General features: G+C 36.8%; 22 protein-coding genes and 1 tRNA gene. 8 read left to right on the forward strand and 15 right to left on the reverse strand.

Annotation, left to right across the window (positions count from 1 at the left end):
* Positions 1–158: 158 nt before the first annotated feature.
* Positions 159–1,139, reverse strand: a complete 981-nt coding sequence (locus tag IPM92_16185) for a PhoH family protein (GenBank protein MBK9109861.1) — start codon at positions 1,137–1,139, stop codon at positions 159–161.
* A 133-nt stretch (positions 1,140–1,272) separates the two neighbouring features.
* On the opposite strand from IPM92_16185, the gene IPM92_16190 reads away from it, so the two are divergent.
* The 5 genes from IPM92_16190 to IPM92_16210 all read left to right on the forward strand — a co-directional run bounded on the left by IPM92_16190 (position 1,273) and on the right by IPM92_16210 (position 6,137).
* Complete coding sequence (locus IPM92_16190) at positions 1,273–1,557, forward strand: antibiotic biosynthesis monooxygenase (protein MBK9109862.1); 285 nt, start codon at positions 1,273–1,275, stop codon at positions 1,555–1,557.
* Between the two features lie 962 nt (positions 1,558–2,519).
* Positions 2,520–2,951: an Rrf2 family transcriptional regulator gene (locus IPM92_16195; protein ID MBK9109863.1), complete on the forward strand. Its 432-nt coding sequence runs from the start codon at positions 2,520–2,522 to the stop codon at positions 2,949–2,951.
* A 228-nt stretch (positions 2,952–3,179) separates the two neighbouring features.
* Positions 3,180–5,288, forward strand: coding sequence for a ribonucleoside triphosphate reductase (locus tag IPM92_16200; protein ID MBK9109864.1), 2,109 nt, complete (start codon positions 3,180–3,182; stop codon positions 5,286–5,288).
* A gap of 2 nt (positions 5,289–5,290) precedes the next feature.
* Complete coding sequence (locus tag IPM92_16205) at positions 5,291–5,464, forward strand: hypothetical protein (protein ID MBK9109865.1); 174 nt, start codon at positions 5,291–5,293, stop codon at positions 5,462–5,464.
* Positions 5,457–6,137 carry an anaerobic ribonucleoside-triphosphate reductase activating protein gene (locus IPM92_16210; protein ID MBK9109866.1) on the forward strand — a complete coding sequence of 227 codons (681 nt, stop codon included), beginning with the start codon at positions 5,457–5,459 and terminating at the stop codon, positions 6,135–6,137. The genes IPM92_16205 and IPM92_16210 overlap by 8 nt, the downstream gene beginning before the upstream one ends.
* A gap of 54 nt (positions 6,138–6,191) precedes the next feature.
* Here the strand turns inward: IPM92_16210 and IPM92_16215 are convergent, their stop codons facing one another.
* From IPM92_16215 to IPM92_16225, 3 genes are all read right to left on the reverse strand, one after another.
* Positions 6,192–7,436 (reverse strand): cation:proton antiporter, encoded by a 1,245-nt coding sequence (locus tag IPM92_16215; protein MBK9109867.1) that lies wholly within the window; start codon positions 7,434–7,436, stop codon positions 6,192–6,194.
* Between the two features lie 228 nt (positions 7,437–7,664).
* The gene (locus tag IPM92_16220; protein ID MBK9109868.1) at positions 7,665–8,261 is read right to left on the reverse strand and encodes a mobile mystery protein B; all 597 of its coding nucleotides are present in this window, start codon (positions 8,259–8,261) and stop codon (positions 7,665–7,667) included.
* Positions 8,252–8,710 (reverse strand): mobile mystery protein A, encoded by a 459-nt coding sequence (locus IPM92_16225; GenBank protein ID MBK9109869.1) that lies wholly within the window; start codon positions 8,708–8,710, stop codon positions 8,252–8,254. Before IPM92_16225 ends, IPM92_16220 begins: the two co-directional genes overlap by 10 nt.
* A 260-nt stretch (positions 8,711–8,970) precedes the next feature.
* Here IPM92_16225 and IPM92_16230 point away from each other — a divergent pair, with 260 nt between their 5' ends.
* A complete protein-coding gene (locus tag IPM92_16230; protein ID MBK9109870.1) occupies positions 8,971–9,186 on the forward strand; it encodes a tyrosine-type recombinase/integrase in 216 nt (71 codons plus the stop codon).
* Between the two features lie 91 nt (positions 9,187–9,277).
* On the opposite strand, the gene IPM92_16235 is transcribed toward IPM92_16230, so the two are convergent.
* The 5 genes from IPM92_16235 to IPM92_16255 form a co-directional block, all read right to left on the reverse strand.
* Entirely contained in the window at positions 9,278–10,030 is a 753-nt protein-coding gene (locus IPM92_16235) for a gliding motility-associated C-terminal domain-containing protein (GenBank protein ID MBK9109871.1), read from the reverse strand.
* A gap of 82 nt (positions 10,031–10,112) precedes the next feature.
* Positions 10,113–11,183 carry a hypothetical protein gene (locus IPM92_16240; protein MBK9109872.1) on the reverse strand — a complete coding sequence of 357 codons (1,071 nt, stop codon included), beginning with the start codon at positions 11,181–11,183 and terminating at the stop codon, positions 10,113–10,115.
* Positions 11,184–11,191: 8 nt separating this feature from the next.
* Complete coding sequence (locus IPM92_16245) at positions 11,192–11,788, reverse strand: hypothetical protein (GenBank protein MBK9109873.1); 597 nt, start codon at positions 11,786–11,788, stop codon at positions 11,192–11,194.
* Positions 11,789–11,941: 153 nt separating this feature from the next.
* Positions 11,942–12,316, reverse strand: a complete 375-nt coding sequence (locus tag IPM92_16250; protein MBK9109874.1) for a hypothetical protein — start codon at positions 12,314–12,316, stop codon at positions 11,942–11,944.
* Positions 12,317–12,457: 141 nt separating this feature from the next.
* Positions 12,458–12,793 (reverse strand): hypothetical protein, encoded by a 336-nt coding sequence (locus IPM92_16255; protein MBK9109875.1) that lies wholly within the window; start codon positions 12,791–12,793, stop codon positions 12,458–12,460.
* Between the two features lie 110 nt (positions 12,794–12,903).
* Between IPM92_16255 and IPM92_16260 the strand changes: the two genes are divergently transcribed.
* Positions 12,904–15,972 (forward strand): T9SS type A sorting domain-containing protein, encoded by a 3,069-nt coding sequence (locus IPM92_16260; GenBank protein MBK9109876.1) that lies wholly within the window; start codon positions 12,904–12,906, stop codon positions 15,970–15,972.
* 251 nt (positions 15,973–16,223) lie between these two features.
* On the opposite strand, the gene IPM92_16265 is transcribed toward IPM92_16260, so the two are convergent.
* The 6 genes from IPM92_16265 to IPM92_16290 form a co-directional block, all read right to left on the reverse strand.
* Positions 16,224–16,373, reverse strand: coding sequence for a hypothetical protein (locus tag IPM92_16265; protein MBK9109877.1), 150 nt, complete (start codon positions 16,371–16,373; stop codon positions 16,224–16,226).
* 227 nt (positions 16,374–16,600) lie between these two features.
* Positions 16,601–17,197, reverse strand: coding sequence for a mobile mystery protein B (locus IPM92_16270; protein MBK9109878.1), 597 nt, complete (start codon positions 17,195–17,197; stop codon positions 16,601–16,603).
* A complete protein-coding gene (locus tag IPM92_16275; protein MBK9109879.1) occupies positions 17,188–17,646 on the reverse strand; it encodes a mobile mystery protein A in 459 nt (152 codons plus the stop codon). The genes IPM92_16270 and IPM92_16275 overlap by 10 nt, the downstream gene beginning before the upstream one ends.
* Before the next feature lie 635 nt (positions 17,647–18,281).
* On the reverse strand, positions 18,282–20,381 hold the full coding sequence (locus tag IPM92_16280) for a T9SS type A sorting domain-containing protein (GenBank protein ID MBK9109880.1): 2,100 nt from the start codon (positions 20,379–20,381) through the stop codon (positions 18,282–18,284).
* 463 nt (positions 20,382–20,844) lie between these two features.
* Positions 20,845–20,919 (reverse strand) — tRNA-Val (locus IPM92_16285).
* 117 nt (positions 20,920–21,036) lie between these two features.
* Positions 21,037–22,491 (reverse strand): oligosaccharide flippase family protein, encoded by a 1,455-nt coding sequence (locus tag IPM92_16290; GenBank protein MBK9109881.1) that lies wholly within the window; start codon positions 22,489–22,491, stop codon positions 21,037–21,039.
* A gap of 121 nt (positions 22,492–22,612) precedes the next feature.
* Here IPM92_16290 and IPM92_16295 point away from each other — a divergent pair, with 121 nt between their 5' ends.
* On the forward strand, positions 22,613–25,036 hold the full coding sequence (locus IPM92_16295) for a gliding motility-associated C-terminal domain-containing protein (GenBank protein MBK9109882.1): 2,424 nt from the start codon (positions 22,613–22,615) through the stop codon (positions 25,034–25,036).
* The last annotated feature ends 85 nt before the right edge of the window (positions 25,037–25,121 follow it).

Consider the following 25,121-nt stretch of genomic DNA (forward strand, 5'->3'; position numbering starts at 1 on the left):
ATCATTTGCTTACCACATACTCAATATACTTTTACCTAGAATCATCATTTATGAAGGGACTGCAATTTATGGCCTTTTAAATTGGGAATTGCAAACTGTTAACTGCCAACTACCTTTAGCCTTATAGCCTTTTAGCTTTATGCTTTTAGCTCTTAGCTCTACTCCTCCTCATCTGCCGGCCTATTTGCATCGCGTTTGTCGTAGGCTTTTAAGATTTCTTTGACGAGTCGGTGTCGTACTACATCCTCACGATTAAGATAAACAGTTGAAATGCCATAGATATTTTGCAATAATTTGGTCGCATGCCGCAGCCCTGAGACCTGTTTGTAAGGAAGATCAATTTGAGAGAGGTCGCCCGTTATAATGCATTTTGCAGATGGACCCAATCTGGTAAGAAACATTTTGAGCTGAAGTGGTGTACAGTTTTGAGCTTCATCTAAAATGATGAATGCATTGTCCAAAGTTCGACCCCGCATGAAAGCAAGTGGTGCTATTTCTAATACCCGGGTTTCCATAAACTGTTGGAGGCGCTCCGCAGGGATCATGTCATCCAGTGCATCGTAAAGTGGCCTAAGATAAGGATCAATTTTTTCTTTGAGATCTCCCGGAAGAAAACCTAAACTTTCACCTGCTTCGACCGCCGGACGCGTTAATATAATTTTTTTGACTTCCCTGTTTTTCAACGCCCTTACTGCTATAGCTACGGCGGTATAGGTTTTACCGGTCCCCGCTGGACCAATTGCGAAGACCACATCATTTTCGGCACTGGATTCCACCATTATTTGTTGGTTCTTCGTTTTAGCGTAGATGACTCTTCCATCCCGACCGTGCACTAAGACCATTTTATTCTCATTGGGTCCAACGGGTTGCTGATACGGGCTTTCTCCTTGTAAGAGATCTTCAACAGCCTGAAAACTTAAGTCTTTTTTATCCCTCAGCATTCTAACCATTGTTTCAACTTTCTCTTTGACAGCTTGGGTATCCTTCTTCTTGCCCGTAATTTTAATGAGAGAACCTCTTGAAGTAATGATGGTATCCGGATAAGATTTTCGGATCAGATTCAGTTTGCTGTTATTTTCGCCGAAAAGAGCAACGGGATCCAGATTTTCCAGGGTGAGGATGATTTCACTTTGTGACAATTAATGATATTTTAGGTGTTGATAAATAATAGATTACAAATATGCGTTTTAAAATGGATTTATTCAAAATTTCTGAAACTAAAAATTCGATTCCTGTTATTTTTACAATTATTTAATCTCAGGTATACAAAATATGGTCACTCGAATAGTAAAAATGTGCTTCCGTGAATCTGAAATAAATAATTTTAAAAATTTATTCGAACAAGTAAAACTGCCCATACTATCCTGTGAAGGTTGCATTTCTGTAAAATTACTTCAATCAAAAGATGAACCCCAATTCATTTTCACCCTCAGCAAATGGAATGAGGAAAAGGATCTTGAAAATTATCGTCAATCTGAATTATTTCTCAACACATGGAAGATAACCAGGTTAATGTTTGAAGGGAAAGCGGAGGCCTGGACCTTGTATGATCTTTAAACACACCAGGCAATAATATTGGCAATCTTTCTGAGTATTAGGCAGCCATGTGGACTTTTCCGCTCGCTTAAATCAAAATAAATTTAGATTCTGTTCTAGTTTCATTTTATTGCTAAAAAATTTGCTGGCTTCAATTTAATTAAAGGTTTGTTAGTCTTAAATATATTAAGAGTTACTTGTCGCAATTATACTTTGATGGGATTTATTGTTAAAAAGAATAACACTCGGGATGAAAACAAATAATTGGCGGAGTTCGCTCATTTTTATCTTCATCATCAGCCTTCTCGGCTAGGTATGATCAGCTTTCAAACTTATGTCAAGCACCGCCTATTTGCGGTTTCAGAGTCCAACGGGGAAATGTATTGATTAATCAAAAAATGATTGAACGCAGACAAGAAGTATTCCACCAAAAAGCATTGATGAAATGCGTTAGCTTTTTCGGAGATAGTGCTCAACGTGGTCCAAATTTTACAGCAAAGCGCTCCGGAACGTCAGTGTATTTTCGAATGATTTTTACATTGCTAGAGCAAAAAATAAAACCGGAAAAGACCCCAATCAAAATGAAATCAAACAACTCAACGAACAAGTCAAAAATGAATTGAAACAAAATCAATTCAATGAAAAAATTCAATTGGTAAAGCTCACTCCTGCACAGGATTTTACTATTTAAAATTTCGTTCAGGTAAAAAATTCGAAACTGGATTCTCTATACAAGTATTCAATATTTTGATTTTGCAATAAAAAAAATTGATTCTTCATTAGAGACCTTGTTTTTTTAATACCTCTGCTTCATTAACAAGTTTAAATATCCAATGCTAACTTTGAATAAGAAAATGAATATGGATTCAGATAACTTCAACCTTCAGGAATATTAAGGGAATTTCAGTAAACCAAAGGGGTTGTGGCAGAAAAACCAATTTCTGACTATATTTGGGATTGAATCAGCCAAATAGTATTTCTCCATGCGCACACTTTCAAAAGCCACGATCTATTGTTTAAGAGCCCTGATCTATGTGGCATCTAAAAACGAAAAAGAAAAGTATATCAACATTGGGGAGATCTCAGAAGAACTCAATATTTCATTTCATTTTCTGACCAAAACCTTTCAGGTCCTTACCCAACATGACTTATTGGCCTCACACCGCGGACCACATGGCGGCATTTTGCTTAAAAAACCCATGGAGGAAATCTTTCTCATCGATATTGTTCATATACTTGAAGGGGAAGATTTTTTTGAAAAATGCCTTTTGGGTTTGCCCGGCTGCGGATCGCACGAACCTTGCCCCGTTCATAATTTCTGGAAAAATGTGAAAGGCTCGCTTCAGAAAGAATTTGAGGAAACCTCACTCGCAGACCTCGCTAGTAATATCAAATCGAAAAAAATGCGTATCTGATGCCATTTTGATCTTACCAAATTTTATTTTTTCTGTAATTTACTGGTTATCTGATATTTATATTCGATTAAAATATTAAAAAAAAATATCATATATATTTAAGACTATTTGATCTTTTTTATATATTTGTGCATACTAATTTGATATAATTTACCATTCAGCGTGATTCTGATATGTATGACAAGGGTCACGGGATGAATTTATTGAGAAAGTTTAATTGCCCAAACTATGAATCAATTTGTAATCAAACGCAATGGAGATTACCATCCATTTCTCTCTTTTAAAATAGAAGACGCCATCACGAAAGCATTTAAAGGTCAACAGTTGGAACCAGATCTGGATTTGATTGGAAGTGTTCTTCAAATTCTTGAATCAAAAAATATTTGGGCCGTTGAAGAAATTCAGGACATCATTGAAAAAGAATTATTCAAGAAAGCCCACTACACTACCATGCGCGCATTTATACTTCACAGACATACGCGAAAATTACAACGCGAACATCAAAACGGACTCAATGACGATACGACTTATATAGATTGTTCCCAAACTATTGAAGAATATGTATTCCAAAAAGACTGGCGAATTAATGCCAATGCCAATACTTCCTATTCAAGTGCGGGACTGATCAATAATGTTGCTGGAAAGGTGATCGCCAATTATTGGCTGGATAAAGTGTATTCAAAAGAAGAAGCTTATGCACACCGCAACGGAGATTATCACATTCATGATCTCGATTGCCTTACGGGTTATTGTGCCGGTTGGAGTTTGCGAATTTTATTAAATGATGGTTTCAACGGAGTACGCGGTCGCGTTGAAAGCAGGCCGCCATCGCATTTTCGGGAAGCGCTCGGGCAAATGGCCAACTTTTTGGGAATCTTACAAAGCGAATGGGCGGGTGCCCAGGCTTTTAGTTCTTTTGATACCTACCTCGCACCTTACGTTTTCAAAGATCAATTGCAATTTGATGAAGTACTAAAAGCCGTCAGAAGTTTTGTTTACAATCTCAACGTGCCTGCACGCTGGGGCCAATCGCCGTTTACCAATATTACCTTGGACTGGGTGGTACCGAATGATCTCAAAGAACAGATTCCTACCCGAAATGCCAGACATTTGTTTGAGGGGAATTCATCCGAACAACTGTTAGTTTCCGCACAAAAAAAGGGCGTTTCGTCATTGACAGAATTGTGTTACAAACACTTTCAAGAAGAAATGAATCTGATCAACAAGGCCTATTATACCGTCATGACCGAAGGAGATGCCAACGGACAGCCATTTACTTTTCCAATTCCAACAGTTAATATAACAGAAGAATTTGACTGGTATGGTGAAAACACAGACTTGTTGTTTGAAAATACAGCAAAAATAGGTTCTTCCTATTTCCAGAATTTCATTGGAAGTCAATACATTCTAGATGAACAGGGAAATAAAATTGAAAATCCCTATGCCTACAAACCCAATGCCATACGAAGTATGTGCTGCCGTTTGCAATTGGATTTAAGAGAATTATTGAAAAGAGGAAACGGATTATTCGGGAGTGCTGAGATGACCGGTAGTATTGGTGTTGTGACCTTAAACATGGCAAGATTGGGTTATTTGCACAAACATGATTTACAAGGCCTTTACAATAAACTCAATCACCTTCTCGAATTGGCAAAGTCAAGTCTGGAGAAAAAACGTGAATTTATCCAGCTATTATACGATCGGGGTTTATTTCCATATACCAAAAGATATTTACCTCATTTCAGAAATCATTTTTCGACGATCGGCGTAAATGGCATGAATGAAATGATCAGAAATTTTACCGGAGATCAATGCGACATCATTCATACTGAAGGACATGAACTGGCATTGAATATACTGGAACATATCCGCAAAAAAATGTCGAACATCCAGGAAGAAACGGGCAATCTTTTTAACCTGGAAGCCACACCTGCAGAAGGGACCACTTATCGGTTTGCAAAAGAAGACAAAAAGAGATTTCCGGATATTCTTCAAGCTGGTTATGGCGATCACATTTATTACACCAATAGCTCGCAGCTCCCGGTAAATTATACTGATGATCCTTTTGAAGCTTTGTTATTGCAGGATGAGCTGCAATGTAAATACACTGGGGGCACCGTGCTTCATTTGTACATGCGGGAAAAAATCAGTTCGCCGGAAGCTTGCCGTAAACTCGTTCAAAAAGTCATTTCAAATTTTCGCTTGCCCTATATCACAGTGACGCCCGTTTTCAGTGTTTGCAACAAACATGGCTACCTCAGCGGTGAACACGAATATTGTCCGCAATGCGATGAACTTTTATTAAAAACTTTATTAACCGATTCAAATAAAAACTAGTTATGGAAACCAAACAACAAAACGTCCAACTCCTCAAACAACATCAGGAAAAAAGAAGTAAATGTCTTATCTTCACCAGAGTGATGGGTTATCATCGGCCGGTTGAAAGTTTCAACATAGGCAAAAAAGGTGAACACAAAGAAAGGATACATTTTATAGAGCAAAAAAATGGCTAATCCCATTTATCATATTACACCCTTTTCGTTACTCGATTATCCCGACAAAATAGCCTGTATCGTTTGGTTTGCTGGTTGTAACATGCGCTGTTTATATTGTTACAATATAGACATCGTCAAAGGCAAAGGGCGTATGAGCTATGATGAAGTTCTGGAGTTTCTCGACACCAGAAAAAATTTATTGGATGCCGTGGTGCTTAGTGGTGGCGAATGCATGTTGCATATTCGGATCGAACAGTTCATCAAAAACATCAAACTCCGCAACATGTTGGTTAAAATTGACACCAACGGCTCCAACCCACGAGCTTTATCCAGGCTCCTACGCGAAAATTTGGTCGATTATGTTGCACTTGATTTTAAAGCCCTCCAGGATAGGTTTCATAAAATCACCGGTTCCGATCATTTCCGCAATTTTGAAAAGACACTGGACCTTTTGATACATAACACTGTTCCCTTCGAAGTAAGAACAACTGTTCATTCAAAACTCATTGATGAAAACTACTTAAAACAAATGGTAGCTTATTTAAAGAACAAAGGCTACAGCGGTAAATATTATTTACAAAATTTCTTTAACGATACGCCAACGCTGGGAGAAATGGAAAATGATTACACAGCCATCCCGGTAGATTCGCTGCAACAATTTGGAATTCCGGTTTGTCTCAGGACTACTTAAACTTGAGCTTTGAGAATTTTGTTTTACACTAAATATTTTTGAAGTATAAAAATGTTATGCTCGTTTTAATATTTCCGAGCCCGGATAAATTTTCTGATAAAATGGCAAACTGATTCCTATCCGCAATAAATAAAATAAGATCACACAAATCATCGTACTAAACAAAATGACCGAAAAGCAAATTGCCTGGATCACTATTCCATCAGGATGCTGATTCTGCAAGGGTAATGTAGCAATCACGGCTGCACCCAAACCTTTAGGGATCATCATGCTGATGATGGCGCGGTCTTCAACAGGTGTTTGCGAAGTAAACATGAGCTTTACGATGACCAACCGAACCAAAAACAAACAGATCGTTATAATTGCTCCCCACATCAACCAATCCAGGCGATCAATTCTGATGTTGATGCCAATAAAGATAAAGAAGAATGTGCGCAATAGAAATACAATTTGTGAAAAGAAATCTTTCTCTTCATCGGGAAGCACGATACTTTGGTTGGGTATTATTCTGCTCAAAAGTTTGGGTTCAAAATATTCGAGATTACCGATGGCAATTCCAAAAGTCAATGCAGTGAGCGGACCACTGAAACCAAGATATTCTGATAAGCCATACACGATGAATAAAAATGCCGGCGTGGAGAACTTAGTAGATTTCAGCGATTGAATTTTATTGATGATATAGGACCAACTAAACGCACCCATTACGCCCAACAATACAGCCATGACCAATGAAGTAATAAATTGTGAGAACAGCATTTTTGTATCGATTTGTCCGGTCATCATCAATCCTAAAATACTAATGGGGACTGCCAGTGTAAAAACATCTGATTCTGCAGACTCCACGATTAAAGTCGTAGCAGTTTTAGAAGTTATGGCTATTTGTTTGACGAGTCCTACTACAACCGCCGCAGAGGTACCACCTAAAGTGCTCCCGATAAACAAACTACTCAGCAGCGAAATATCGAGTATCAAAAAACACATCAAAAAAACCACCAAAGTGGTACTCAAAAATCCTATTGTAGTAATGGCTGCAGAGTCTTTGAATGATTCCTTCAAGGAAGCAATTCTGAGTTCCGTACCACTTTCAAAGAGTATAAAAATCAAAACCAAATTGCTAAACAGCGAACCAAATTGCCCAAAAATTTCAGGACTAACGAGCTTGGAAACCGGACCAATCAAGAGCCCTATCAGCATGAGGCCCAAAACATCGGGCACCCCTTTCCGGCCAAACAATCCGCTCAGATAATGTCCGAAAAAGATAAACAAGCCGATAATGATGATGATGAGAGATGTTTCCATAGCTAAAATTCCTTTGCAATTTAAGGCAGATTTGCAAAGTTATTTTAAAAGAAATAGTTTAAGAAAATAAAGAGCCTGCCTCGGAAAGTCGTTTCACGACATGAAACAATTACATAAGTATATTTCTATTCATTCATTGCATTAAAATCACAAGTCAATCCGATTGAAATTTTCAAATAATTCTATTAAAATAAATAAGTTTTTGCACGTGTGCAAATTTATAGAAAATTATAAACGGGCAAATTTTAACAAAGGAACAATATCACCATTGTCTGCTTTTTTAAGGGCGTTAATATAAATTGCTCTTGAATTTGAAGCCGGGTCCAGATGAGACGCACCCCAGGAAAATACTTGCAGTTTAAATAGTTTCCCAATAATAATATCAGCTAATAAGCGGCTATGTCTACCGTTTCCATTAGGGAAACAATGTATGCTCACGAGTTTATGTTTAAACCTTATTGCAAATTCATCAGGGCTATAGGTTTTGTTATCCATCCAGAATATTGCATCCTCTAAGAGTTTTTTGAGTTCGATGGAAATTTGCCATTTGTCAACTCCAAGGTTCTTATTGGACCTTCTGAAATCACCTGCCCAAGCCCAAATATTTCCATACATTCGCTTGTGAACATCCTGGATAAATTTTTCAGTGAAGACTACATCCGGCTTAAATGTTTTCATTAAAACCCATTGTACAGCCTGCTCAATATTTTGTTGTTCAAACTCATCCAGCTCTCCCCGGGTAGCAATAGTTGGAATGAGCAATCCGTCTTTTTCTTCTTCATACAAAGGGGTTTGCCCATCTAGGTGTTCAAATTTTAATCCCATAAAATCTTAGGCATTTCGTTTTTTAAAGCAGTTGTGCATTCCTCAATTGCTTTAAGTAAACGTTTTTTCGAATTTTCCTGATCCTCCAATTTCATGGAGTTGGAGGTCCTTAATACAATTTGGGTGGCTAACTCTTTTGCTTTTCTGTCAATCAATTGCTCCAAAGTGCCATCCATAGGTACGAATCCATACACCAAATTCATATCTAATGCATGAGCTGCGGCCGTAAGTGCTTTAATTGTAATTGTGCCATCCTGTTCCCTTCGTTCTATATCTCGCATGCTTTGCTTTGAAATGGATAACTTATTTCCCAATTGCTGCAATGTTATACCTAAAGTAATACGAGTAGCTTTAATCCAGCCAGTTGGCGGCTGTGCTACATTATTTAAAATTGAAACCACTTGCATTTTATCACTAAGATGCTGAACCTGTAATGCCTTTTTGCCCATATTTGTAATATTATATTCTGACTTTATAGTAGCAAATGTAATACTATAGTATGACAAATACAACTCAAAAGTAATATTAAAGCTAGACTAATAAAATAGAAAACTCAGGATATAAACTTACTATATAATTGTTAATCAATGTTTTAACTTAAATTCAGAGGTGTTTAATCTTCCCTATTATTTCAGACCAGGATTCTGAAATAATAAAATTCAACAAGATCAAGAATTTTACAAGGTTTGTCAATCAGAACCTGAAAGTATTGACAGCTAATAACGGTATAACAGATGAAATTTCCAGTTATTGGGCAAGGCATAGTTTTGCCACAAGTTTGATACGTGCTGGTAAAAGCATGGAGGTCGTTGGCGAAGCTTTTGGCCATAGTGATAAAAAAACTACCCAGAATTATTTTGCCGGTTTTGATGATGAAACCAAAAAGACGATCAGCAATGCTCTGATGGATTTTTTGGATCTATAAAATCAAACTCACATCTCCCACTTTCTGCTGTAGTACTCCTGAGCTATTCCTCCAGATGATTTGATATACATAAACTCCTGGCTGGCATTTTTTACCGTAAACTACCATCCCATTTCGCACATAGGCCATTTTTAATTTGTAAGCCGCTACATTCATAAACAAGATTTCCCCACCGGTCAAATACTTTGATGCTTTCAACCATCCCGTTTCCCTCCTCCAACACAGGTCCCCAGCGATCATTGAGATTATCTCCATTTGGACTAAAACTATTAGGGACATACAACTCCTTTTCCTTTTTAATAAGCCTTATGAGTATGGAGTCAATCGCAGTGCAACCGTTGTCATCTTGTACGGTGATGTAGTATTTGGTATCTTTTGGAGGACTTACTTTGGGACGTAAACAATTTGTACAACTCAGTCCGGTAGATGGTGACCAATTTACCTGATTTACATTGGATGAATAATAAGGATCCAATACCAAGGAATCTCCTTCATCGATTTGTAACTCATTGAGTACATCAACATGGATTTCATCATACCATTTGATCTGATAATGAAAAACCGAATCGCAACTGCTTTGGTTTTGTTTTCGGATGGTCCAATTCATTTCTTCTTTGATCCAGGCATTTGCGATATATATTGAATCGCCCTGACAAATAAAATATTGAAGATTCTTTTCTTGTGGAATGCTTTTGTAGCTAACGATCGTTCTATGAACTGAATCACAGCCATTTTGATTTTGATAATGAGATTCAATCTTCAAAGTATCATAAATCCATTGACCATTAAGTTGAATGGAATCTCCGGGACATATTTCATATCTGTTGGTGTCGGGTAAGCTCAAAGGATACAGTTTTATATTAAGGTTCCATACTGAATCACAGCCATTTGAGTCCTGATTTACCAATTCTTTTTGAATACTGTCTTTACACCAAACTCCTAAGAACAATACGGAGTCCCCTGCACATGATATGATTAAACTGATTGGGTAGATTCTCAGGATAGACCCTGATATAAATTACATGATTTGAATCACATCCATTCCTATCTGAATACGTTTGAACAATATCAATACTATCCTCATACCATTGTTGCCCAACTTGTACTGAATCACCCGGACAGATCCAAACCTGTTCTGTGGATGAAATGGTTGGAAGGAAGGTCAGTAGTTGAAGATATGAAACGGAATCACATCCTGATTGATCTTGATAATTGAAGATTAAAAGGGTATCTGAAAAATAATAAACATTCGCAATGAAAAGACTATCTCCCGGACAGAACCCAATACTGTCCCTTTGAACAACAGCTTGTTTTTTTGTATAAATGCACAACGACAGTGTACTGTCACAAAATTCTGCAAAATGGATTTTAACATCCAGACAAGTATCTTGATTCAATGCATCGATCTTAAAACTATCAGAAGTAAGAAAATTTCCATTGACAAAAACGCTGTCTGCGTTTGAATTGAACTTAAACGTGGCGGTACTGCCACTGCATATTGATGTATCTCGTTGTAACCACTCAAACGCCGATTGGCAATTACAATTATTCACTTTTATTTTTAGGGTGTCACTTTTATATCCGCATAGAGTAGGATAAGCTGCAATCACCCGTTTATACCCGGGATCTGCAAAATAAACATCAATGGTATCCCCGTTTTGGTTTACGATGACTCCTCCGTCAGGTAACACCCATTGCAAATCAGGATGCGGACAAGGATCGGTCAACACATAACGCACCGTCGTATCGGCGCAAAACTCATAAGGACCATGCGTAAAGAGCCGGTAAGGAAACTGCAGGCCTTGTGCAAAATGAGGCGCTCCAAGTCCTGAGCCTTCCCCTAAATAAAATCCTTGTGATTGGAAATCACAGGCAAGGCCTTTCTCATTAGGTTTATTTATATTAAATAAATTAAAACTGTTTAAAAATGTCGTAATGTATATTTTATCATCTGGTCCTAACACTGGTGCACCTATGTTGCGCCTGACTTGATCCAAAATTGATACTATACTTGATTGATCACCGCCGTATCTAGCATACCCAAATCTATTTGCCAAATTTTACTTCCGGTGATATACAATTTTGTGTCGTCTGAAGAAAATTCGGATCCGTATACCCATTCATTAAATAAATTAAAACTCAATGGTACTCCACCGTAAATTGTTCCGGTCATTGGGTCAAAACGATGCAGTTCTATTGCACTTAAGAAAATTCTATTTACTCCATCAAAACCTAAGGTTGCCTCCGCAATAACAGAACCGCTATGAGAAAATTTTAGATAACCGCGTAAAGCAAATTTATAATCAATATTATTTATTATTCCTGAGTTCATTTTTCCATTTAAGCTAAATCCATTTTTATCTAACAGCCACACCGTAAATTGCTCGGTAATTGCATTTTGACCTATGATCCACCAGTCTTTTCCATTATAGTGGCGGATGCCTTCCACTCGTTCTGAGGTAGTATCCATCAATATCTGGTGTTTTAAGATCACCTTACCCAAGCCCCCGTTTTGACTCATGTCGATGATAGCATATCTGAGCGTTTTTGCAAAAGTGTCTGTTTGGTCTGTAATCTGTCCTGGGTAAAATATCCAATACAAAGAACCGGTTCCCGGTTGGGTAAAACTAAATTCATGGTGGAAGAAGCTCCGGCTAATCCAAATGGTGAATTGATATTTCCATTGTCCATCACCTGATGATTAGAATTAAAAATCTCATTATTGTTGGTATAAAATAATAATTTTCCATTACGATCACAAATTGAGGTATGGGCTTCTCCCTCCATATCCGCTAAATCCGGTATCCACTGCCGGAAAACCCCGATTCCAGTTTAGACTATGTTTGCCCATATACCATATCGAAGCCTCAAGACCTGTAGGACAATTGTTCTCTTGTTGTTCAATTGAATGCAGATTTAATTTATTGTTGATATCATTTTTTAAGATTAATGTTCTGCTCAATAGGATTGGATTTATTTCGACTTTAAATTGATTTGCATCACCTTTTTGAAAATAAAAATTAATTAGTTTGGTTTCGTTTTCAAAATTGTTAAATTCTGTTATTGGCCAATAAATGCCCATCCCAAGGATCAATAAAAAATATAAACAAATTTTATATACATTTTTCATCAGTGTATAAGCTTATTGAGATGATCCTTTTACACAAGTAAACGCTTTCTCATAAGTTAAAGTCAAACTGTTACTTGACAAATTAATAATGAATTTACGGTTTATATTGGTTAAAACATTCAATCCATCCAAACTAACTCATTATCTGAACAATTTTAAATATTGCTCAAAAGCAAATACCCTATTACGTTTAAAGCCGGTAAGTTCAATCAATATTTCAAGCCTGATAAAATCATTCAATAATCTTGAAATAGTGGGAATACTTGTATTCAATGCACTTGATAAGCTTTGCATGTCAGTAATGGCTTGTTCATATAAATATTGTAAGACCTTTTTTGCAAGCATTTGTTTTTTACCTAATTTAATAATTTTGATTTCAATCGCAGCTCTCAATTCAATAATTTCTTTAAAGCTTAGAATAGAGTTTTCAGCCGTGACGCGTATACCTTCTAAAAAGAATCTCAGCCATTGTGCCAAGTAAAATATAAAATAATTGATTCAAAGCATCCGGAAGAATTAAAAATAAGACAGAAAAACTTGTTTTCAAAATAAAAATTGATTATCTTGCATTCCTAAATTTTGGTAAGATGAAAGCAATTTTACAAAATAAGCTCCAATTAATTCTTTGCCTGTTGTTATGTTCAACTGCCATCATTGGTCAAGATCTGAGCATCATTTCATTCAAGTCAATGCCTGCCCAAATATACCTGCACAGACCTATTGTCTTTCAGCTTGTGATCATCAATCAAGGTCCAGAACCTGTTCCGGGTTTTATTATCGAAATTAAAGTTTCCAATCAGGACAATGGCCGGATGGTTTTTGAAAAAACATATATGATGGGGTTTCTTTCAGGATTTTCCACGACGACCTTACTCACCAATGCAGATTTATTTTACCTAAATAGAGAAGAAGCTCATTTAGCATCGGCAGAAATAATATTTGATGGAGATCCAGGACCAACGAATAATTATGCTCAATTTGAATTCACACCAGAAAGTTTAGGTATTCAACTTACTTCTGAACAATGGAATTCGTCTTCACCAACAAATCCTTCCATTTATCCCTATGGTGCCATCGGCTTTAAACTTCCCAAAAGCTTGTTCCAGTTGATTAAAAATCCATTGATCCAAATTGCCTGTGGAAAAAATGAAAATTTATTGCCCTGTTTTTATAATTTCCCATTCCCACCGATGGAAGAACGGGATGTTTGGATTCCAATCAATTATACCAGCGCTGATTTTGTCGCGGGAGAGCTAATTCAAGATTTACAATTATCCATTCTGATCACAGATTATACCTGGTCAAATCAAAAGCTCCCTTGGTTTGATTTTATTGAAAATACATGTCATCAATTGAACACCAGTGCCTATGGTGGAAATTGGATCAGTCCGACTGCAGATCCTCCTTTGGTAAAAACACCTGTTTCGTTTACAAATAATATGCTTCCCGATCTAAACTATCAATCCGGTATAGTCGGATTGGATTTGAATGCTTTAGCTCCAAAGACAAATCCATGTTATTCCGGAGATAATAGGGCTAGTGGGCCTGCAGCTGCTTCCAATGGATTAATGTCACTGATCAATAAGCATCCAGATGAACTTGACAATGGATTGCAGCAAAGGGAAATACTCGAATTGATCAGCAGGGATGCACTGCGTCGAACAGCTTCGGGAATTACTGTCAAACAATTCATTGAAAGTAAATTAAACCTCCTGGACAATTTATGCATGCCTTTAGGAATTGAATATCAATGGGCGCAAAATACTTTGCCATTGATTATGAGTCCACAAGTATACCAGAGAAGTCAGGCGAGCAACGCATATTTGCAATATGGAGACCTTCCTTCATTTGATTTTATAAAAACGAAAATAAGTGCAGGTGCTTCAGTTGAACTAATATTTGGATATTATGACAACAATAACCAACGCCTTGAAGGAAGCTGGGCAAATGTTTGTGGAATTCTTGATCATCCATCGTTTCATGGCATCTATATACACTTAGATATTGATGACCAAAATGCAGGAGGACATAGGATCTTTTATTCTCATTTAAAGCAAGAAAATTCAAAAAAATGGTCACGACTTGTGAGCTTTGAAAATCTCAATTATGCTTGCTGGCTTGAGGCAGCGGTATCTCAGGAGTTTAAGCCGGGTAAAATGTTTAATCCCATTCCTTTGACGACGTTTAGAAATATTCATTTGTCAGGACCTTTGCAATCTTATCAATTGTCCGGGACATTCCGGCTTTTCATCCCGGCTTCTGAAATGACAGAACAGGCTTATGTAAATATTTTTGCGCAAAAGGAATCCGGAGCATGGGTTTGGCTATCCAGAGCTGTGCCTTTAGCCGTTTTTGACAATGACTACAAATTGGATAATCCATTCAGTTACCAACGACTTGATCTGAATGCAGCCCAGTTGAAAGACAAATTGTTGAATGTGTACGTAGATTATGGAAGAGATGTAAATTCCTACAATTCTATTATTCCTCATTGGAAACTAAAAAAGAATTTGGTCTATAAAATACAGACCAAAGACATTATGATAAAATACAATCCGGTGAGTGGAGATGGCGACGATCACAGTGATCACACAACCGGAAGTCCATTGCCGGACATAAGAAGCTCTGCGGTTGCAGATTCAGTCTACAGAGGATGCAAAGTTGATAATCTGGATCTGGATTCTTCAAGGCATAGACCTAACTCAAGCATGAATACACAGGGAGATTGGAATGCATGTGCTCCAACTGCCGCAGCCAATAGCATGCAGTGGCTGGAAGGACAATTTCCGGATAAAATTAAAACGAATCTGAGTTTGCGAGAAAAAATGGAAGAACTCAGTAGGCTTATGAAAAGACCAAATGAGCAAGGAGTATTAACTGATTCCTTTATTCTGGGTAAACTGGCTTTTATAGACAAGTACAAATTACCGATAAAGGTAAAATTCCAACGCTGCTGTCACTGGCCAATTGAAGACATAAGGTCGCCGGATAGTTTGCACGGTCATTCTGCACGAAATGACAATGATACCATGAAACCATTTCGTTTGAGATGGGATTGGCTGGTCCGGGAGATGAAGGCCGGGGAAGACGTTGAACTAGAGTTTGTCTATAAAGATATCAAAAAGGATTCAGTTGTAGGTGCACATATGGTTACTGCAACGGGCATAAAGATTGTTGGAGACCAAAGGGGATTTTGGTATAAAGACGATGAGCGACAGGACACTGTTGATGGAACAGGCGAGTCTTTCGTCCATTGGGAAAATGATTCTATGGGATATGTTTATGTCCCGGAACTGTCAGATTCCTGCGTTCGTACTTATGTTACCAGTATGATTTCAGAAAGTTATGACAGCACCGTTGTCTTTTATGTCATTGCAGTTGATGATCTAGAAAGATCTGGAATTCGAGTTTGGCCAAATCCTGTAGAATGTAAAACGCAGTTGAATATTCAATTGAATGAATCCTGGCAGGGAATTGTTCAGTGGCGATTGATTGACTTCGCCGGTCGAGTGAATTCTTCAGGTAAAATGCGATCTTATATTAATAATTATCGGCTCAGTATTCCTACAACAGATCTGATCCCTGGCAATCTTTATTTGCTTCAATTAATTCATGACAAACAATTTTATGCGATAAAGATCTTTGTAACACATTAAAAAGAGAATTGCTTTATACTTATTGAATTCATGTTTAGATTGAACTCCAGATCGGAAATTAATGTGCTATAGTATAAAGGTTAATATTTGTGATTCGCTAATTGTGCTATAAATAAATAAAATACACTTTCTCTGTAATGAAGGAATTTTAACAAATCACTTGGCTGAAATTCAGATCAGGATTTTTTTAGCAATTGGATAGTAAATAAGTTGAATTACATTAAAATTTAAAAAATGAAAACAAATTTATTTTATGTCTTATCCCTGGTATGCCCTATCAATACCCCTATCAACATAAGCCCCACAACATCGGGAACTCCTTTCCGTCCAAACAAGCCGCTCAGATAATGTCCGAAAAAGATAAACAAGCCGATAATGATGATGATGAGAGATGTTTCCATAGCTAAAATTCCTTTGCAATTTAAGGCAGATTTGCAAAGTTATTTTAAAAGAAATAGTTTAAGAAAATAAAGAGCCTGCCTCGGAAAGTAGTTTCATAACATGAAACAATTACATAATTATATTTCTATTCATTCATTGCATTAAAATCACAAGTCAATCCGATTGAAATTATCAAATAATTCTATTAAAACAAATAAGTTCTTGTACGTGTGAAATTTATAGAAAATTATGAACGGGCAAATTCTAACAAAGGAACAATCTCACCATTGTCTGCTTTTTTAAGGGCGTTAATATAAGTTGCTCTTGAATTTGATGCCGGGTCCAGATGAGACGCACCCCAGGAAAATACTTGCAGTTTAAATAGTTTCCCAATAATAATATCAGCTAATAAGCGGCTATGTCTGCCGTTTCCATTAGGGAAACAATGTATGCTAACGAGTTTATGTTTAAACCTTATTGCAAATTCATCAGGGCTATAGGTTTTGTTATCCATCCAGAATATTGCATCCTCTAAGAGTTTTTTGAGTTCGATGGAAATTTGCCATTTGTCAACTCCAAGGTTCTTATTAGACCTTCTGAAATCACCTGCCCAAGCCCAAATATTTCCATACATTCTTTTGTGAACATCTCGGATAAATTTTTCAGTGAAGACTACATCCGGCTTAAATGTTTTCATTAAAACCCATTGTACAGCCTGCTCAATATTTTGTTGTTCAAACTCATCCAGCTCTCCCCGTGTAGCAATAGTTGGAATGAGCAATCCGTCTTTTTCTTCTTCATACAAAGGGGTTTGCCCATCTGGGTGTTCAAATTTTAATCCCATAAAATCTTAGGCATTTCGTTTTTTAAAGCAGTTGTGCATTCCTCAATTGCTTTAAGTAAACGTTTTTTCGAATTTTCCTGATCCTCCAATTTCATGGAGTTGGAGGTCCTTAATACAATTTGAGTGGCTAACTCTTTTGCTTTTCTGTCAATCAATTGCTCCAAAGTGCCATCCATAGGTACGAATCCATACACCAAATTCATATCTAATGCATGAGCTGCGGCCGTAAGTGCTTTAATTGTAATTGTGCCATCCTGTTCCCTTCGTTCTATATCTCGCATGCTTTGCTTTGAAATGGATAACTTATTTCCCAATTGCTGCAATGTTATACCTAAAGTAATACGAGTAGCTTTAATCCAGCCAGTTGGCGGCTGTGCTACATTATTTAAAATTGAAACCACTTGCATTTTATCACTAAGATGCTGAACCTGTAATGCCTTTTTGCCCATATTTGTAAGATTATATTATGACTATATAGTAGCAAATGTAATACTATAGTATGACAAATACAACTCAAAAGTAATATTATAGCTAGACTAATAAAATAGAAAACTCAGGATATAAACTTACTTTATAATTGTTAATCAATGTTTTAACTTAAATTCAGAGGTGTTTAATCTTCCCTATTATTTCAGACCACGATTCTGAAATAATAAAATTCAACAAGATCAAGAATTTTACAAGATTCATTAATCAGAACCTGAAAGTATTGGCAGCTAATAACGGAAACCCTAGCTCAGGTTCAACCGGAATCGGTGGTTTTTCAAAATGACCGGAATATTCAGTGACAATGTCATCATCTAAGTGCCATGCCTTATCGATTGTATATGGTTCAAAACTTTGATATTGAAGCTTTTGTATATTCCTGCCTGTTTCGAAACGATGAATGCTTAAATTACTATTAACTTATTATTAAATGTAAAAAATTTATAATTTCATTATATCGATTTAGTGAAATTAAGAATTTTTATAATTTCATCTGACCCCCCTCTATTGAATAAGTGGTGTGTTTAGTATATCGCCCCACGCTACAATATACAGGCCCCGCGAGGTTTTATTTATTTGGTTTTAACAACACAACATGTTACAACTTCATAAACTTTGCAACCATTTGTCCCTCCAAATGAATCACATACATTCCAGGTTCCAAATCATAAATAGTTATCGTCTGTTGGTGATTATGTAGCGTTTCCATCTTTGTTAATATTCCAAAAGAATTAAAAAATTTCAGCTCGGATTTATCATTTAATTCTCCTCTAAAATCAATATGAATGAGATCCAAACTTGGATTTGGAACGATCTCAATCACATGGCGTAAATTGAATGATTGATCTGCAGCATTAGTCATCACGTACTTATAAAGGCCTCCATTAATAGTACTTGCAAACAGGCTACCGGTGCTGTCAGAAGTTATTTGATGAATTTTGATGTGCGGGAAAGGCAACCCATTCATGTCAAAGGCAATACAATCATTATTTATACATTTGAACAGTCCTTTAACAGGGTCAAATAAGTATATATTGTCTTGTTTATCAAAACCGCAAAGTATCGCATCTTGATGAAATTCGCCTACGCTATCAATCACTTCTAATTCCGGACTTAATTTAAACAATGCTTCATCGAGGTAATAAATATCTCCATACGAATTCATTTTAAAAGGATGTTTCATCCAATATTTTGAGTAAGGGCTTCCATAAGTCCCATACCGTTCCTTTTGAGTAGCATAACAACTTTGAGACCAAAGAACATAATTCCATCCATTGGGGTGAAAAAGCATGTTATGCAATACTCCATCAAAACCGCACGGAACAACAGGTACATAAACAGATATTTCCAGGTTTTCATCGTATTCTAAAAGGCCATAAGGGTCGCTATCCAAAAAATAAAATTCATTGTTTTTTCCTATAAACATGAATCTCGTGACCACCTCTTTCAATTTTATGTGAGATTTAAAGAAATCATTAGACTTATAGATCCCTTTGTTTGTAAATGCATATAGGTCACCTCTCTGATTTTTATGGAGCGACTTTATTGCAGAGCTATCAAAAGTATAATCCAGCTTCAACCAATCCAATCCTCCATTATGAGTTATGCGAAAATCAGATGTAAAAAAAGAAGGATATGGTTCTGTACCTACGACCAATTGACCCTTTTCATGATGCAAAATGAAAGGTGTACTTAAATTTTTTAAATTGCTCCTTAAATCACAAATGGTATCCAACGGATCGGAATAGTAATAAATTAAATCCGCACCAATTCTATGTGTATAAAAAAACAACATTTGCCGCTTGTAGAAAGCTACAGGTAGCGTCAAAATATGGCCGCCAATATTTTTCCTTCCGGGAATCTGGGTCCAATTTGCTCCCCCGTCTTCAGATAGATAATGCGGCATACCATAGTTGATTAAATTGCCATGAAGATCACTGGTAATTTTACCTCTGATGCTATTCTGGCCAATATGACCTGCTACTAAAGTGTCTAGCTTATTATTGCTGGGATCGTATAAAAAATTATTGTATAAATTGTCCGTAGTCGTTAAAATTATTTTTCCCTCCGAAGTCGGTATTATGTTCTGAAAGTTTACCGGTACTGTTAACTGGCTGTCAGATGCTATTCCATTTAGGTCCAATTCGTATAAATTATAGTTGGTATTTCCAAACGCAAGCAGATAATATCTGGAATTAATTCTACATATTGATTTTGGAAATCTCAATATTGTAGGCGAAGGTTTAATAAAATTAGTAAAAGTCATCCCTTGGTCAATTGTATAATAAAGATTGCTTGAGGTAAAACAAAATATAACACCGAAACTATCAACAACGATATTTGTTATTTTCTCATAAGAATAATTCAATTTTTCCCAATCTGTTATCCCTTTATTCAAAACATATAATTCAGATCCATTAGCTAAAAATAAACGGTCAAATCCATCACTGACCAAAAGAGCGTCTTTCGAAACAGCGCTTTCCAATCCCCCATTGATGTATTTCCAAGTCATTCCAAAATCTTCCGACACTTGTATTCCGGAATAAGGCATGCTGATATACAGTTTGTGGTCTTTTGAGGTGGCAACATTGTTGATTCGAGAAGCAGCAGGAAGATTGATAGATTCCCATTTATTCTGAGAGTAGATGCAAAACGAATCAATAAAAATCCATAATAACACTAGTATGTATTTAATCATTTTGCATTAGTTTATCTCAAATATAAATAATTTCCCACATATCCGGCAAACCGATAACTGATATGTGAGTGCAATTTAATCTTGTCGTCTGTTTCAACCACTCAGGAAAGTGAATGAGTATTATTTTTATTGACGGCCAACTTTTTAATAGGAAAGGATATTAAAAGGAATAAAATAATGCAAAAATTTAAAAGAAGAACAACAACTCTTCTATAAAAGCAAAAATGCAGAGCATCTTGGCTTGCGTTTTTCGATTTCCTTTCTTCGAATGAAGGATGAACTACTGTATATGTATCACACTCTATGCCATAAGTCATAAATAAATTACTAATTTTTGCACAAAATGCTTTTTTAATCAATATCCAGAAGTTGTCCTAAGCTAACATTGGATTTTGAAATTGAATTATCATATCCTAATAAAAAAGGAGCTACAAATTTCACATTGTAACTCCTTAATTATCAGTGGGAGATACTGGGTTCGAACCAGTGACCCTCTGCTTGTAAGGCAGATGCTCTGAACCAGCTGAGCTAATCTCCCTTTTCATAGGGACGGCAAAGATACCAGCAGATTTCTCTTTTCCAAAATGATTAGCATATTTTTCCTGCTTGCTTATATATGTCATTATAAGACAATAGTATTCATATTAAACTATTATCAATTTGTATCGGTTTCTTCAGGTGAGGAATGGCGCATTTCGACGATGGAGAGTATCCTGAAGGCAAAAGCAATGCCTAAAATACTCGTAGTGGTTAATCCAATTTTGACCTTCCAATCGAGCTCAAACTGGTAAATTCCGAAGGCAAGCAGCCAGGAAAGTCCGCAAAATACAAAGGTGAACAATACAAAATCGCGGGTGATGTTGACCAATGACTTCAGCCAAATATAAATCGCCTGTATAAAAAATAAAGTGCCATGAACTACCACCGCGACGATTGCAGTTGCCTGTGCTCCATATTCAGGAATCCATTTCCAATTCAATAGGATGCACAATATTGCAGCCAAGGCATAAAATATTAGCAATACCCTTTCTTTATGAACTGCCTGATAAAATGCGCCTAATATAAAATTTAAACTTGCTGGAAGAAAGGCCATCATGACTATTGCAAAAGTCTGAATCCATAATGGATCATTTCTTTTATATAAAATATCGACCCATTCTGCTGCATAAAAAAATCCGAGTGTACTTACCAGTAAGGTGCCAACCAGCAACCATTTTACAGACAACTTAAACAAGCCACTGAGTTTATCTGCTTGTTCATGCAATCGCGAAAACATGGCCAATAATAATCCACCAATCGCTAGTGAAAACATACTTGCTGCTTCAAACAATCGCATCGCAGATGCATATATACCTGCCTGTTCAGCTCCATGTTCATGCAGCCGATGTAATAATACAACATCAGCTTTGTTATAAATAGAACCGCATAAATAAATGAAAGCAAATGGCAATGTTGAAATTAATAAATTTTTGATGGGGATCACATCGGGAAATAATCTTTGAAAAACCAATCCTTTCTTCTTTAAAAAAATATAAGTTAAAATAAATGTGATCGCCAAAGAAATACTTTGTATCCAGATAAATCCATGTATGTTTAAATAGCTATGAAAAAAAGGAATCCATAGTAGCGCAGACCCCATTAAAATTAATATAAACCGGTCCATTACAGAAAAAAAACTATCCTGTCTGTAAAATCCTAATCCTGAAATTCCGGCTCTGTTAAATGAAATAGCACTCGCTAAAACCTGATTAATCGCCAAATGAAATATCAATATCCAGTAATCCGATGGGTAATTTGCAGCTTTGCACATGATTACAATAACTCCAATGTATATCGTGGAGAGTAAAATTTTCATCACAGCGAATTCCTGAAGGCGTTTTAAACTATCATCTCTGTTCTGACTAACAAATCGGTTGATCAGGTTTTGTAATCCAAAATCATTGATAAACTGAAACACCAAGGTAAAATTGAATAAACTGTAATAAAGTCCATATTGCTCTGCTCCCAATGCCAATTGGAAATTTCTGTCTATACCTAAAAGAAAATAGACTTTGATCAATAAATTGCTGACCAATAATAAACTTACGTTAACTACAAATTCGCGTTTCATCTAAAAACTGCAAGATACAAATAGGCGCTTAATTCGCATTTTGATACGACATTTGATAATTCATAGTTCTCCTTCAGAACATTCCATTTATTCCCTATTTTTGGAACTATAATTTTCATCCATGAATTTTGCCATCAATTTCAGTCAAACTGCTTTTTATTTACTATTGCTTCTTTCAGGATTTTCCATCACTCTACCCGGTCAACACATTAAGTTTCAGAAGACTTATGCCCCCGGTACATTTACTCCCGGTATCAAAAACAATCAGGCCAGCTTCTACGATCTTGAAAGTTTGTCAGATGATGGTTTCGCAACCTTGGGTTTTATCAATGACACATCCAATTTTTCAGAAGGCCATTTGGTGCGTTACGATTGTACAGGCAAGGTACTTTGGGGTAAAAGGCTGGGTTTTTCAGGATCACCAACCAATACCAATGCCGGAATTATAGAAACCCCTGAAGGTGATATCGTATTCAGCTTCAATCTGGGTACCGGTTTTTTCAGAGCTTCGATCCTGGTAGGTCGAATATCAAAAGACGGTCAAACGAAGTGGATGAAACGCATTGGCAACAGTACTGAATTTGGTCGGGATATTGCCATGACTTCAGATGGAGGATTCATCATCGCTGGGAGCACTGGTACACATGGTACTGATGCAGTTGCAGATGATATCTATCTTATCAAATTGGATGCACTTGGCAATGTCGTTTGGAGCAAAACTTTTGGTAATCCTGCAGGTACTTACGATGAGGCTTTTGCCGTAAAATTGGATTCCCGCAATCGGATCATCGTCACGGGTCGTTGTATCGCAGATACTACCTTTCAAGCTTTTATTTTGCAAGCGGATGCTAACGGAAATCCTTTGCGATTTAAAACTTGGGGCTATCATAACCAACGCACCAATGCCTTTGATTTGATCGTCGACAAAGAAGATCATTATCTGATCACTGGTTTTACTACCTTACTTGAAGACAATCATGCAAGTTCTGAAAATGATGCCTACCTCATTAAGGTAGACAGTAGCTTGAACACCGTTTTTGCTAATGTGTATGAAGTGAATCGTGGAAGTGACAATAGCACAATTGGAGAAGGCTTAAGCTTGTTGGATGACGGGGGCTATGCGATTGGTGTAAGTTCACTGGGATTTTCAACACACAATGTAAATTTCCCAAATTCACCTAACAAAAATGCGCTTTATGTCATCAATAAAAACGGCAGCATCCGCAAGATCTTTTTATACAATCAACACGGTTCGCAATATACCCGAGTACGTAAAAGCAGCAAGGGGTCTGTTCTCATTGGCGGTTTTTCGAGAGCTTATACCGACCGCAATCATAGCCAGGGGCTCATCATCAAAACCGATAATCTATATCAATCGGGTTGTTATGATATTGACGTCACTCCTGAAGTGAGTTTATACAGCCCGACATGGCAGGTAGCTGATTATATTTACCAAAGCAGATCCGGCCATCGAATTTTAGATTACCTCAATTTCAGCGATTCCCTGAGTAAGGAACAAGTCCTTTGCGAAGAAATTCCATTTTTGACTCCAGATTTTAATGGACCAACTGAAGCCTGTCCCGGTAAGGTATCATTTGAAGACCAATCTGCAGGACCAGGAACTGGTTATTGGTTGATCAATCAGGATACCATTAAAGTTGATGGCAGCCTTGATTTCGTATTCACTAAATCAGGTACATATCAAATTACAAGAGTATTGCAATTTAGTTGTATCGTAAAATCCATCACGAAAGAAATTCTGATCAACTCAGGTTTCATAGATACTTTAAATTATTCAATATGTGAAGGTAGCTCTTATGACTTTAGAGGAAACACTTATCATCAAGCTGGCATATACAACATAAACCTACCGGGATCGGCAGGCCAGTGCGACTCTGTATTTATACTCAACTTAAATCTCGCGAAACCCACAGAACTTTCAGAAGCAAAGACTTTTTGCGGCAGCTCTTTTAGCTATCTAGGAAATACTTACGATCGTTCGGGAGAATATAACATTACTCTTAAAGACCAAAATGGATGTGACAGCTTGATCATCCGGCTCAAACTTGATAAAATTTATGATCATACCAGTTCAAATCCCATTGAATTGGATACGGTAAGATTTTGCGATCAATTCTCGTACAAAAATTTCGTGTTTACCAAAAGCGGTGCTTATAAAAATTTCCCGGTGGATACCCTGGATGACTGTAAGATTGAAAGCATCAATATGGTTCTCGTCGATGATTGCAATTGTCTTACTTTTCCAAATGCATTTACTCCGGGAAATGGCGATGACATCAACAATGATTTCAGACCTTTCATCACCTGCCCTGAAATCATAGGCAATTACTCTTTAAAAATATTTAATCGCTGGGGTCAGGAAGTATATATGAGCAACAGCCCTGATTCAGGCTGGGATGGTTTCAAAGACGGAAAGCCACTTCCTATTGATACATATATGTATCAATGCAGCTACGATATTCGTTATAATGATACAGACATCAGGAAGCGAACAAGGAAAGGCTCGGTGAGCCTCATTAGATAATAATGAGGTAAAGGGATTAAAAAAGAATGAACTAAACTCATATATATTTCAAGTAATTGAAAGAATTAAATCTAATAAACGTTTG

This window comes from Saprospiraceae bacterium, assembly GCA_016719615.1.
In the GTDB taxonomy this organism is placed as follows: domain Bacteria; phylum Bacteroidota; class Bacteroidia; order Chitinophagales; family Saprospiraceae; genus Vicinibacter.

Excerpts from the sequence above, each read along its gene's own strand:
- IPM92_16190 (MBK9109862.1), top strand. The coding sequence starts at position 1,273 with ATGGTCACTCGAATAGTAAAAATGTGCTTCCGTGAATCTGAAATAAAT.
- IPM92_16195 (MBK9109863.1), top strand. The coding sequence starts at position 2,520 with ATGCGCACACTTTCAAAAGCCACGATCTATTGTTTAAGAGCCCTGATC.
- IPM92_16200 (MBK9109864.1), top strand. The coding sequence starts at position 3,180 with ATGAATCAATTTGTAATCAAACGCAATGGAGATTACCATCCATTTCTC.
- IPM92_16205 (MBK9109865.1), top strand. The coding sequence starts at position 5,291 with ATGGAAACCAAACAACAAAACGTCCAACTCCTCAAACAACATCAGGAA.
- IPM92_16210 (MBK9109866.1), top strand. The coding sequence starts at position 5,457 with ATGGCTAATCCCATTTATCATATTACACCCTTTTCGTTACTCGATTAT.
- IPM92_16215 (MBK9109867.1), bottom strand. The coding sequence starts at position 7,436 with ATGGAAACATCTCTCATCATCATCATTATCGGCTTGTTTATCTTTTTC.
- IPM92_16220 (MBK9109868.1), bottom strand. The coding sequence starts at position 8,261 with ATGGGATTAAAATTTGAACACCTAGATGGGCAAACCCCTTTGTATGAA.
- IPM92_16225 (MBK9109869.1), bottom strand. The coding sequence starts at position 8,710 with ATGGGCAAAAAGGCATTACAGGTTCAGCATCTTAGTGATAAAATGCAA.
- IPM92_16250 (MBK9109874.1), bottom strand. The coding sequence starts at position 12,316 with ATGAAAAATGTATATAAAATTTGTTTATATTTTTTATTGATCCTTGGG.
- IPM92_16260 (MBK9109876.1), top strand. The coding sequence starts at position 12,904 with ATGAAAGCAATTTTACAAAATAAGCTCCAATTAATTCTTTGCCTGTTG.
- IPM92_16265 (MBK9109877.1), bottom strand. The coding sequence starts at position 16,373 with ATGGAAACATCTCTCATCATCATCATTATCGGCTTGTTTATCTTTTTC.
- IPM92_16270 (MBK9109878.1), bottom strand. The coding sequence starts at position 17,197 with ATGGGATTAAAATTTGAACACCCAGATGGGCAAACCCCTTTGTATGAA.
- IPM92_16275 (MBK9109879.1), bottom strand. The coding sequence starts at position 17,646 with ATGGGCAAAAAGGCATTACAGGTTCAGCATCTTAGTGATAAAATGCAA.
- IPM92_16280 (MBK9109880.1), bottom strand. The coding sequence starts at position 20,381 with ATGATTAAATACATACTAGTGTTATTATGGATTTTTATTGATTCGTTT.
- IPM92_16290 (MBK9109881.1), bottom strand. The coding sequence starts at position 22,491 with ATGAAACGCGAATTTGTAGTTAACGTAAGTTTATTATTGGTCAGCAAT.
- IPM92_16295 (MBK9109882.1), top strand. The coding sequence starts at position 22,613 with ATGAATTTTGCCATCAATTTCAGTCAAACTGCTTTTTATTTACTATTG.